We start from the raw sequence: 12,097 nt of genomic DNA, 5'->3' as shown, positions 1-12,097 counted from the left end.
CATCTTCGGGGTGTAGCGTAGCCCGGTTATCGCGCCTGCTTTGGGAGCAGGAGGCCGCAGGTTCGAATCCTGCCACCCCGACAAAAAGCCGAACATTTCTGTTCGGCTTTTTTCTTTTTATAGGATTTTCTAAATTTTAACGATAAGAGTTAAGGACCTAGTAAAGTACACAAAGTTTATTTGCTCATTTTTGTCACCCTCAGCGAAGTCGAAGGGCGTAAAGTTTGTAAAAATCCCATTTTCAAAGTACTATTTGAAAATGGGACTAATTTTGGTCATTTCTCCTTTATCAAAATGAAAAAGGAGCTCAAAAGCTTTGCGTCTCTGCGACTTTGCGAGATTCAAACGACCTTACAAACGTTAGGCGCACTGCAGTGAGTCTCTACATACAATCTTTGCGAACATTTGCGATAAAATAATACGCTATTTACTCTTTATATTTTGCATCGACATCTGCGGTTAGCGTTTTCAAGAAAGCGGTCATATCTGTTGCTTGTTTATCCGATATATTAATGTTAAGCTGTAATTTCCCCATCATTTTTACCGCCTCATTTAGAGAAGCAACAGAACCATCATGAAAATAAGGCCCCGTTTTTTCTACATTTCGTAAACTAGGAACTTTGAACATATAGAGGTCTCCATCTTTTTTGGTTAGATTAAAAAGTCCTTTGTCCACTTTTTTACTGCCGGTAACTTTTGCGTAATCTCCGTATACACCAAATTTCTGAAACATTTGCCCACCAAGTGCAATACCAGAATGGCATGTAATGCATTTATTATCTATAAAATTATTGAGCCCTCTTTTTTCCTGATCATTTAATGCCGATTCATTTCCGTCTAAATAATCATCAAATTTGCTTTTAGGAATAAGTCTGCGCTCAAAAGCACCAATTGCATTAGCAAGATTGTCAAAAGTAATTGGCTCTTTATCTTTTGGATATACCTTTTTGAACATCGCTTGATATTCTGGAATTCCTCTTAGTTTTTTCTCTAAAAATGCAGCATCAGGAATACTATGTTCGACAGGATTTAATAAAGGTCCTTTGGCTTGCTCTTCAACATTTTTGGCACGACCATCCCAAAATTGCATTGAGTGTAGAGAAGCATAAATTACAGTAGGCGAGTTACGCTCTCCCAATTCTTTTGTATCCCCGACAGATAAAGATTTGTTGTCTACTCCATAAGTGGCAAGATTATGACAGGAATTACAGCTGATAGTTCCATTTTTTGATAATGCTTTATCGTAGAAAAGCTTTTTTCCTAAATCAATTTTTTCCTGCGATATGTTTTCTTCAGGCAATGTTGAAACAGATTGGAATAAAGAGGATGCTTTGGCTAATAATTCTGATTTGGGAGTTTCTGTTGTTTTTATCACATCGAAGTCACCCGCTTCTTTCTTGCAAGAGGCTAGAGCCAAACCTGCAAAGACTACAATTGCTTTTTTCATTAGATTTTAGTTTAATTTTTTATCGGCAACAATGTAGGATAAAACTTATTTTTAAGAAATGATTATTATCAGGTATTTCTTGTTTTTGAATAGTGGTTATTCCAATTGTTTGAAATTTTATTTTGCGAAAGCAATAATGCGCTTCCAATATTCATTATTTGTTATTTGAGAATAATAAAAACTGATTATCCGATTTCTTTTTTCCAACAATAAAAACTTACTTTTGCATCAATTATTAATGAAATCATAACTATGTCAAATACAATCGAAAAAATTAAATGCCTTATTATAGGTTCTGGTCCTGCAGGATATACTGCGGCAATTTATGCAGCTAGAGCTAATATGAATCCAGTTTTATATCAAGGAATGCAGCCTGGCGGTCAATTGACTACGACTAATGAGGTTGAAAACTTTCCAGGTTATGTTGATGGGGTAACAGGACCTGAAATGATGATTCAGTTACAAGAACAAGCTAAACGTTTTGGAGCAGACATTCGTGATGGATGGGCGACAAAAGTTGATTTTTCAGGAGATATTCATAAAGTTTGGATTAATGATTCAATCGAATTACACTGCGAAACTGTAATTATTTCTACAGGTGCTTCGGCTAAATATTTAGGATTGCCATCAGAACAACATTATCTAAATATGGGTGGTGGAGTTTCTGCTTGTGCTGTTTGCGACGGATTCTTTTATAGAAACCAAGATGTTGTTATTGTTGGAGCAGGAGATTCTGCTTGCGAAGAAGCGCATTATTTATCTAAACTTTGCAGAAAAGTAACGATGCTAGTGAGAAGCGAGAAATTTAGAGCTTCTAAAATTATGGAAGAACGTGTTCGTAAAACAGAAAATATAGAAATCTTAATGAACCACGATACTGTTGAAGTGTTAGGAGATAATAATGTAGTTCATGCGATTAAAGCTTTAAACAAAACTACTGGAGAAGTGATCGAAATTCCAGCAACTGGTTTCTTCGTAGCAATTGGACACAAACCAAACACAGATATTTTTAAAGAATACATCACACTTGATGAAACAGGATATATCGTAAATACTCCAGGAACATCTAAAACTAATGTTGAAGGTGTTTTTGTTGCAGGTGACGCCGCAGACCATGTTTACCGTCAGGCAATTACTGCTGCAGGTACAGGATGTATGGCCGCATTAGACGCTGAAAGATATTTGGCTTCTAAGGAATAAATTTTTGTTTCAGGTTTCAAGCTTCAGGAAGGTGTAAACTTGACAAAAAAAAATCCAATCTAAATTTAGATTGGATTTTTTTTTAGCGTTATAGTGTCAACTTGAAACTTGAAACAAGAAAAACATGAAACAAATTATTTAACCTTCTTAAACAACTTCGCTTCTTCAGAAAAGCGAGTTAATTGAATTGTTGGATTTCCAAAAAGAGAAATTTCTGCTTTATCTCCAATAGCCAAAGAAAGATTTGTTTCTGCGAAAATGCTTCCAACTGCATAATTTTCAGCTGTTACATTAGCTTCTTTCAAAGTAAATTTTGTTCCTGTAAAAACTGAATTATTATCTAAACGGATAGTGGCTTTTTCAGCAATACCTTCAATTGCGGCAGTTGATTTCTGATATAAATCGCATTTAAATTTTACAGCAGAGACCAATGTTTTAACAGAAGCGTTTTTACTTAATTGCAGACTTCCATCTTCGGCTTTTAAGTTTAATTCTGTTTTAGTTTTATCATCGGCAATTAGAGAAAATTTCTTTGAATTGACATTTAAATAAAGTTTAGAAAAATCAAGACAATTCATTGTAATGTCATCTAACTGCAATTCCTGAATAGCATAAACAATAGCTTCATTTTTAGTAATTACTTTATTTAATGATTTCGTGTAAGTTATTTTAACAGATAATTTCTTGAAGATTGAAGATTCTTTATTGGTGTATAATCGAAGCGTTTTTTCTCTTAAATCCATTCCTATAATATCGTGGAGATTATCATCGGCTTCAATTTTAAGTTCATTTTTTTCTCCTTGCTCCAAATAAACTTCCAGATTATCATCGACTTCAAGAGCGTCAAAACTTCCAACTTCTTTTATCGAGGTCGTTACAATTTTAGAACCTTTAATTTTTTCTCTTTTTTGTGCAAAAGTGAGTGTTGTAACAAATAATAATAAGAGCAGCGCTGTACTTTTTTTCATTAATTCTAGATTTGATTTTGACAAATATAAAAAAATCATCCACTTTTGGTGAATGATTTCTTTTATATTTAACAGTTGCTTTTTTAGCTTTTGTTTACGCTTCCTCCAGAACTTGCCGATTTTTCAACCGTTTTTGGATTACCGCTATAATTGATATTTCCTCCACTAGAAGCATCTGCTTTCAGGCTTAAGATAGGATGTACAGAAACAGTTCCTCCGCTAGAGGCGTCTGCATGAATCTCATTTGCCATTAATTTTTCGGCATCTATGCTTCCGCCGCTTGAAACCGAAGTAGTAAGACTTAGCGCTTTACCTATAATATTTACAGAACTTCCGCTTCCGGCATCTATGGAGATTCTGTCCGATTCGATATTAACTTCCATTGATGCTGCGCTTGAAACGTCTAAAGTAATATCTTCACCTTGAATAGTGCCATTAGTCTCGACAGTTGATGCACTCGAAGCTTCTATTTTATGAACAACAGGCATTTTTACAGTCACTTTTTTTGAGGTAATGTTGCGGAAAGAGCTGTATTGACATTCAATGATAAGCGTTCCGTTTTCTACCTTTGTAATGATCTCTTTTTGAAGATTATCATCAGCTTCAACCGTAATTTCTTTCACATCAGATTGCTCAATAACCAGATCGATGGCATTGCTTACAGAGATATTTTGAAAATCTCCCTGAACGGTTCTTTTTTCAGTTGTAACATTGCCGCTTCCTTCAATTGCATTCACGTTAAAATTGCATGAAGCAAACAATAAAGCAGTAATAGTTATAATTATAAATTTCGTAATATGAATGATTATTTTTATCATGGTTTAGTTAATTTTGATTATCACTCCGTTTTTATCAGTAGTTAGTTTTCCTTTAGTTTTCTTTCCGTTTAAAACTTCTTTTCCATTAATTTTAACCGAAACTTCTTTTATAGTGTCGGCAGCATCAATTTTAGCTTCCTCGATGGCATCATTAGCCTCTTCATTAACATTCTCGTAGTCTTTTTCATAATCATTGTCTTGATCAGCAGGGCAGTTTAGACATTTTACTTTAGACCCGATTACTTTATAATTGTAATCTCCGTTGTAATTTAATTCAAAGAAATTATCGTCTGAATTGTAGTAATCTCTAACAGAAGAATCTGGTTTAATTAATTGTCCATCTGGCACATATAGATAAATGTCAACTTCTTGTCCTCTAAATTTATTTTTTACATCTGTCAGAAAATAGTTATCCAAAATTAAATGATTTCCGTCAATTTGAAACTTATAATTAATTTTTTCTGCTCTTTTCTTAGCATTTGTAAAAGAGTTGCCTCTCGCACTTTTTTCGATTTGCATAAATGGAGTCGATTCGTCTGTGCGTAATACATGTAAACGTACATCATTAGAATAAATCAATTCGTTGTTTGCAGAATCTTGTACAAATTCAAACTCTCTATAGTGGTTCAAGCTTTTTGTATAATAATTGTTGTACTTGAATTTAATGTATAAAGTATCAGTAGATTTGATGGCAAGAACTTTTTTCTCTACTATTTTATTATCGTATGAAATTTCAGTTGCCTGTTTAATTCCGATACTGCTTAGAATTGCAATAGAAATAATCCAAAGAGCCAAAAGCGTATATTTAGTAATGTTTCCTATTGATTTTAAGTTTGGAGATAACAATTTAAATCCTAAAAGTGTCAGGAAGAAAAACGGAATTCCAACAGCAAAAAGCATTAATAAACCGAAAGACCAAATTGGATATTCTGTAAAGTTTCCAGCTTCGATAAAATTTTGCCAAGGGAAGTCTATAAAAATATTAGTTCCCAAAGTAAAAACTCCAATCAATAGCATGATTAAAGTTGAAATTCCAGATATAATTAGAATAACTCCTAAAAATTTAGCAAAGATTTTAAAAACCGTCATCACAAAGTCTCCAAATGAACTACTTATTCTCCCAGCTCCCGACTTTACCTGGTTTCCCATTTTGTCATAATCTGCATTTTTAAATTTATCAGAAAGTGAATCAATTTCTTCGCGAACTTTTTTTTCTATGTTCGAAATTGTTACAGGCTCTCCAGTCATTTCTAATTTTTCTGAAGTTGTAACCGCTTCAGGAGTTACAATCCAAAGAACGAAGTAAGCTAAAATTCCTGTTCCAAAACCTGCAAAAACGAATATTAAGAATACGATTTTGATCCAAACAGCGTCAATTCCAAAATAATGTCCTAAACCTGTTGCCACACCACCAATCATACCTTTTTCTTTATCGCGGTATAATTTTTTGTGTTTTCTAGAACCATAATTATTATAAGATTGAGTGGTTTCCTCATCTTCAATTCTGTAATCTTCTGGCTGACCCATAACCGCAATCACTTCGTCAACATCTTTCAGTCCAACAACATGTTTTTCGCTTTTTTGTTTTTCTGTCAACAATTCAGAAACACGCATTTCGATATCTTTAATAATTTCATCCTGACCAGATGAGTTGTTAAGTGATCGTTTTATAGCGTCAAAATAGCGTGTCAATTTTAAGTATGCATCTTCATCGATGTGAAAAAACATCCCGCCTAAGTTAATATTTACTGTTTTGTTCATGACTTATTGATTTTGATTGGTGATTAGATTTACGGCGTCGGATAATTCTGTCCAAGTGCCGCTAAGTTCGTTTAAAAAAGTTTGTCCTATTTCGGTTAGTCCATAATATTTTCGTGGTGGCCCAGAGGTCGATTCTTCCCAGCGATAATTTAGCAAACCGTCATTTTTCAGCCTAGTTAACAACGGGTAAACGGTTCCTTCTACAACTAGTAATTTTGCGTTTTTTAAAGTGTCTAATATTTCAGATGTATATGCGTCTTTTTCTTTTAGAACTGATAAGATGCAAAACTCAAGAACACCTTTGCGCATCTGTGCTTTTGTGTTTTCAATGTTCATAATTTCATTTTGTTTTTTTTTGATTGAACAATTCGTTTTTTGATTGATGATAATTTGATTGCTTCGCTTGTCGAGCAAAGTTCTCGAGTGATGATTGATGATTGATCGCTTGACCTATAACTTTTAACTTTTTTACTATTACTTAATAAAAGGAATCGTAAGCGGATATTTGTATAATTCTCCGTTTGAAGCTTTTATTGAAGCGTAGATGACTAAAAAGAATTCAACAAATTTTAATAATCCAAAAAGGATAACAGCTGTAATTCCCACACTTAAAATTCCAATATTTGCTTGAAAGTTAAAGTTTCTAATTACATAATCGTCGTCATTAAAAACAGCTTCTATTGGAAGATTCTGTAAAAAGACAGTTATGAAAATCGGTATAGCAATAAGTGCCAAAATCAAAGTATAAAGCAAAATGCTTAACTGAAAGTTCAAAGCCTGTTTTCCGTGATGATCTGCAAATTCAGATTTGTCTTTATAGTTTGACCAAATGATTAGCGGGAAAATATAATTTCCAAATGGAATTATATATTGGCTTAAAGTACTCAAATGAGTAAAGGCTGCTGTATTCTTTTCTGATGTTTTTTCCATGATGAGTGGTGTTGATTGTTGCATGATTAAAAGTATATAGTAATTTCTTATGCAAATATATGTCTAAAAAACAGTATCTTGTTTTACATAGTACTAATTATTAACAAAAATTTAACAAATATAAAAGTAATACATAATGTTTAAATCACTGAAAACCATTTGAAAGTGACGTTTTTAAAGGCTTTCTATACAGGCGAAAAGAATTTATTGTGCATGCATAGTTTTTTTGTATTTTTACATAAAAAACAAATCATATGGCACTTTCGGTATCCAAATTCAATAAATTCGTCTTTTTCAAATTACCTTCAGCATTCATTTGCGGCGTACGTGTAAAAGCTATAGATGCAAAAAGCTGTACCGTTTCGGTAAAACATAGATGGATCAATCAAAATCCGTTTAACTCGATGTATTTTGCTGTACAAGCAATGGCAGCAGAGCTAACAACTGGAGCTTTGGTGATTTCGCAGATTCAGCAAAGCGGTAAAAAGATCTCTATGTTAGTAGCCAACAACAAAGGGAACTTTACTAAAAAAGCGACAGGAAGAATTACGTTTGTCTGCAATGACGGACATGTAATTGCCGATGCCATCAAGAAAACTATAGAAACGGGAGAAGGGCAGACGTTCTGGATGAAATCTATCGGAACAAATGAAGAAGGCGTTCAAGTTTCTGAAATGGATTTTGAATGGAGTATTCGCGTGAAATAGATTTTTATTTTCTTTTGCCACAAATTGCACTAATTCACACGAATTAATATTATATGAACTTTGACAATTTAAATTTTTGTCGAAGTTTTTTATTAAATTCAATTAGAAATTAGCGAAAATTAGTGTAATTCGTGGCTAATAAAAAAGACCTCATTTTTGGTGAGGTCTTTTGCTGAAATTAAGTTTCATTTATTTTTTTGTGCAACAAGATTTTTTATCTTTTTTCTCAGTTGTCTTTTTGCAGCAAGATTCTTTTTTTGCTTTTTCTTTTGTCGCTGGTTTTGTTTCTTGTGCCGTTACTCCAATTGAAAATAGAGCTACTGTTAAAGCTGTGATTACTTTAGTCATTGTTCGTCTTTTGATGGTTTAGATTTTATTTTTGATGAATCAAATATAGCAGGAATTCTTATCGATGATTCTTACAAATTGTTAATGTTTTTGTAAAAAAATAATTAATCAAAACCTGTTAATTTAGAAATCATCATCAACACTTATTTCTATAGATTTAAATAAAATTCCTTTTTTACTATTTAAGAATAAATTATTTATTGCTTTTTGAGATTTATAGATAATCTTTTTGTCAGCATTTTCTATTTCGAGACTTTTTATGGATTTAGCTATTTCATATATTTTGTCCTCTCTCCATCTTCCTTTACCAAAATAAATAAATTTTTCAGTTTCTTTAGGATTTCCAGATTTAATAGTAAAAACGATTGAATCTCCCTTTATAACTTGATCTATTGCGATGTTTTCTAAATATATAGCTTCATTTTTGAATTGAGAATTGACAAGAAGTTTCACTTTCAAGTTATTTTTTCCTCTGTTTTGAATGCAATATTTTGAGCAGGATCACAGCTTGTTAAAATTAAAGCCAGTATAAACAATAGAAAGAAATTTAGTTTATTCATTTTCTTAAATTAAAAAGTTATTGTGATTGTCCGTATTGCATTTTGAAATCTCAAAATTAATGCCAGTAAAAATAAACTATATTGCTTAAAAAGATTATTAAAATTAATTATTCAGATTAGTTTCAAAAATTGAACATAATTTAATTCATTCCCGATAGCTATCGGAATTGCGATCAAAAGCTTTTCACTTGCATTAATACATCCCGAAGCTTCGGGACTATGTGTGAAACTAGTTTTTTCTCTTTCATTTTATTTAAAATTCAATCCCGATAGCTATCGGGAATGTTTCTATATGTTAAAAATAATTTCGCCCCAACCTATAATTTTAGATTTCGCAATCGCAATGCATTCACAATTACAGAAACTGAACTTAAACTCATGGCAACTGCCGCTAGCATTGGCGAAAGCAGAATTCCGAAAACAGGATATAAAATTCCCGCCGCAATCGGTACGCCCAAAGTATTGTAAATAAAAGCAAAAAATAAGTTCTGTTTAATATTCGACATTACAGCGTGACTTAGATTTTTAGCTTTTACAATTCCGTTTAAATCGCCTTTTACCAAAGTAATTTTAGCGCTTTCAATCGCAACGTCTGTTCCGGTTCCCATCGCAATTCCGATATTGGATTGCGCCAAAGCTGGAGCATCATTGATTCCGTCGCCCGCCATTGCAACAATTTTTCCTTCGGCTTGCAAACGTTGAATTTCTTTGAGTTTATCTTCCGGAAGGCAATCGGCTTTAAAAGAACTCAAATGCAAATGATCGGCCACAGCTTTTGCAGTATTTTTGTTATCGCCTGTTAGCATAATGACTTCAACACCTTGATCAATTAATTCTTTGATCGCTTTGGCACTGTTTTCTTTTATAGCGTCGGTAATGGTTACATAACCTATTGCCGTTTTTTCAATAGAAATGTACGAAACTGTTTTTCCAAGATTTTGTTCGGCAACAACTTTATTTTCTAAATCTTCAGAAACAGAAGCGTCAATTTGCTCCATCAGTTTTTTATTTCCTAAAGCGATTTTTTGGTTTTCGATAGTTCCCAAAACACCTTTTCCAGAAATGGTTTCAAAACCTTGAACTTCTTTTGTGGAGATGTTTTTAGCTTTCGCGAAATTCACAACGGCCTGCGCCAAAGGATGTTCGCTATGTTGGTTTAAAGAAGCAATGTTTTGAAGTAGTAAATCTTCGTCATTATTTGAAGCAAATATTTTTTCGACAGATGGTTTTCCTTTCGTAATGGTTCCCGTTTTGTCGGTAATTAAAACATCTATTTTGTTCATGTTTTCCAGTGCTTCAGCATTTTTAATTAAAATTCCGTGCTGCGCGCCTTTTCCAACGCCAACCATAACCGACATTGGAGTTGCTAATCCTAAAGCACATGGACAAGCGATAATCAAAACCGCAATCGCATTAATTAATCCGTACACATAAGCAGGTTCAGGACCGAATTTTGCCCAAAGAAAAAAGGTCAAAACCGAAATGATCACAACAGTCGGAACGAAATATTTAGAAACGCGATCTGCCAATTTCTGAATCGGAGCGCGGGAACGGCTAGCATTATTTACCATTTCAATAATTTGCGAAAGCATCGTTTCTGAGCCTAATTTTTCGGCAACCATTACAAAAGATTTGGTTCCGTTTATAGTTCCAGAAATCACGGAGTCTCCGATTTTTTTATCTGCGGGAATTGGTTCTCCGGTAATCATAGATTCGTCTATACTGCTTTCGCCAGCAGTTATTTTTCCGTCAACGGGAATTTTTTCTCCAGGTTTTACACGAAGTAAATCACCTTTTTTGATATCGTGGATTGAAATTATTCTGTCATTTCCATTTTCTACTAAAGTCGCTTCAGTTGGAGCAAGTTTTAAAAGTTCTTTTATAGCGCCATTGGTTTGTCCGTGCGCTTTTGCTTCCAATAATTGTCCCAATAAAACTAAAGTGATGATTACGGTTGCGGCTTCAAAATACAAATGAATCGTCCCGTGATGCGATTTGAATTCGGCTGGAAAAATATCAGGAAAAAACATCCCGACAATACTAAATAAGAATGCCACGCTGGTTCCGATTCCGATTAGCGTAAACATGTTTAAATTCCAAGTTACAATCGATTTGTAAGCACGGACGAAAAACATCCATCCCGCATAAAACAAAACTGGAATTGAAAACAGAAACTGAACCCAATTCCATTTTTCAATAGACATTATATTGTACAGCGGATTGTTTGGAATCATTTCTGACATTGAAATAGTGAAAATCGGAAGCGTGAAGGCTATCGCAATTTTCATTTTTTTCAATAAATCAGAATACGTTTTGTTTTCTTCGCTTTCAGAAGCCTGCATCGGAACCAAATCCATTCCGCAAATCGGACAGTCGCCTGGTTCGTTTGAAACTATTTCTGGATGCATCGGGCAAGTAAATTGGACTGAAGAAACAGTAATCTGAGGAACTAAATCCATTCCGCAAACGGGACAATCTCCAGGTTTGTTATAAGTTTTGTCGCCTTCGCAATGCATCGGACAATAATAAACGCCATTTGCACTATGTTGATAGACTTTTTTAGTTTCTTTTTTATGATGGTCGTGACTTTCTTTTTTATGACCTGAACAGCAGGATTTTACTGCTTCACCTTTATTTTTAGGAGAATCCATCTCGATAGTATAATTTCCCGTTGCAGCTAAAACCTCTTGAAATTTTTCTGTTGGAACATGGTTTTCCATTGTAATGGTCGCTGTTGGCGGACTCAATGTTACTTCTGCCTGAACGCCTTCTACTTCGTTCAACGTTTTTTCTACTTTGGTTCGACATCCGTTGCAAGACATTCCCGAAATTATATATTGATGTTTCATTGCTTTGTTCTTTTTGGTTACAATGCAAATTTCCGAACTATGAATTGGTTCGGTTTGTATAATTTTGGGAATGATTTGTAAGATTTACTAAGATACGGGTTTTAAACAGCAAAGGGCGCAGAGAGTTACGCAATCCCGATAGCTATCGGGAGCAAAGATTTTATTTTTTAATATTTTAGAAAGTTCACAAAGTTTTTACTGGATTGAATTAATCGCGCAAAGAGGCGAAGTCGCAAAGTTTTGTTTCACACAGATTTAAAATGATTTAAGCAAATAAGAATAGATTTTAAAAATAAAAGATAAAATTAAATCTGCTGTAATTTGCGAAATCTGCGTGAAACAAAACTTTGCGCTTTTGTGGCTTTGCGAGAGGGACATAGCCCAAGGTTTCAACCTTGGGTACGCAACGAATTTCCTCCCTGCATGTACCCAAGGTTAAAACCTTGGGCTATGGTTTTAATCTTTGTGCTTAATAAATTTATGAAAAAAGGTTCGCAAAGCTTAAAAAA

11 protein-coding genes and 1 tRNA gene are annotated in these 12,097 nt (G+C 33.7%); 3 read left to right on the top strand and 9 right to left on the bottom strand.

Translation table 11 applies throughout. The features are described 5' to 3' along the window. The first annotated feature begins 6 nt into the window (after window positions 1–6). A tRNA-Pro gene (locus EG814_RS14645) sits at window positions 7–81 on the top strand. Window positions 82–427: 346 nt separating this feature from the next. Here the strand turns inward: EG814_RS14645 and EG814_RS14640 are convergent. After that, the gene (locus tag EG814_RS14640) at window positions 428–1,447 is read right to left on the bottom strand and encodes a cytochrome-c peroxidase (protein ID WP_125722641.1); all 1,020 of its coding nucleotides are present in this window, start codon (window positions 1,445–1,447) and stop codon (window positions 428–430) included. 252 nt (window positions 1,448–1,699) lie between these two features. Here EG814_RS14640 and trxB point away from each other — a divergent pair, with 252 nt between their 5' ends. After that, window positions 1,700–2,647 (top strand): thioredoxin-disulfide reductase, encoded by a 948-nt coding sequence (gene trxB / locus EG814_RS14635; protein WP_125722640.1) that lies wholly within the window; start codon window positions 1,700–1,702, stop codon window positions 2,645–2,647. Between the two features lie 134 nt (window positions 2,648–2,781). On the opposite strand, the gene EG814_RS14630 is transcribed toward trxB, so the two are convergent. The 5 genes from EG814_RS14630 to EG814_RS14610 form a co-directional block, all read right to left on the bottom strand. Then, complete coding sequence (locus EG814_RS14630) at window positions 2,782–3,615, bottom strand: GIN domain-containing protein (RefSeq protein ID WP_235830985.1); 834 nt, start codon at window positions 3,613–3,615, stop codon at window positions 2,782–2,784. Between the two features lie 83 nt (window positions 3,616–3,698). Beyond that, on the bottom strand, window positions 3,699–4,433 hold the full coding sequence (locus EG814_RS14625; RefSeq protein ID WP_125722638.1) for a head GIN domain-containing protein: 735 nt from the start codon (window positions 4,431–4,433) through the stop codon (window positions 3,699–3,701). 3 nt (window positions 4,434–4,436) lie between these two features. Beyond that, entirely contained in the window at window positions 4,437–6,194 is a 1,758-nt protein-coding gene (locus tag EG814_RS14620) for a PspC domain-containing protein (protein ID WP_125722637.1), read from the bottom strand. Between the two features lie 3 nt (window positions 6,195–6,197). Then, complete coding sequence (locus EG814_RS14615; RefSeq protein ID WP_008464689.1) at window positions 6,198–6,530, bottom strand: PadR family transcriptional regulator; 333 nt, start codon at window positions 6,528–6,530, stop codon at window positions 6,198–6,200. A 138-nt stretch (window positions 6,531–6,668) separates the two neighbouring features. Next, on the bottom strand, window positions 6,669–7,124 hold the full coding sequence (locus EG814_RS14610) for a DUF4870 domain-containing protein (protein ID WP_125722636.1): 456 nt from the start codon (window positions 7,122–7,124) through the stop codon (window positions 6,669–6,671). 254 nt (window positions 7,125–7,378) lie between these two features. Between EG814_RS14610 and EG814_RS14605 the strand changes: the two genes are divergently transcribed. Next, the gene (locus EG814_RS14605; protein WP_125722635.1) at window positions 7,379–7,831 is read left to right on the top strand and encodes a DUF4442 domain-containing protein; all 453 of its coding nucleotides are present in this window, start codon (window positions 7,379–7,381) and stop codon (window positions 7,829–7,831) included. Window positions 7,832–8,020: 189 nt separating this feature from the next. On the opposite strand, the gene EG814_RS21040 is transcribed toward EG814_RS14605, so the two are convergent. The 3 genes from EG814_RS21040 to EG814_RS14595 form a co-directional block, all read right to left on the bottom strand. Beyond that, entirely contained in the window at window positions 8,021–8,179 is a 159-nt protein-coding gene (locus EG814_RS21040) for a hypothetical protein (RefSeq protein ID WP_164515329.1), read from the bottom strand. A 123-nt stretch (window positions 8,180–8,302) separates the two neighbouring features. After that, on the bottom strand, window positions 8,303–8,632 hold the full coding sequence (locus tag EG814_RS14600; RefSeq protein WP_125722634.1) for a hypothetical protein: 330 nt from the start codon (window positions 8,630–8,632) through the stop codon (window positions 8,303–8,305). A gap of 424 nt (window positions 8,633–9,056) precedes the next feature. Beyond that, window positions 9,057–11,588: a heavy metal translocating P-type ATPase gene (locus tag EG814_RS14595; RefSeq protein WP_125722633.1), complete on the bottom strand. Its 2,532-nt coding sequence runs from the start codon at window positions 11,586–11,588 to the stop codon at window positions 9,057–9,059. Between the last annotated feature and the right edge of the window lie 509 nt (window positions 11,589–12,097).

This window comes from Flavobacterium ustbae, from assembly GCF_003946915.1.
Lineage (GTDB): Bacteria > Bacteroidota > Bacteroidia > Flavobacteriales > Flavobacteriaceae > Flavobacterium > Flavobacterium ustbae.
This window is presented reverse-complemented; position numbering and strand designations above follow the sequence as displayed.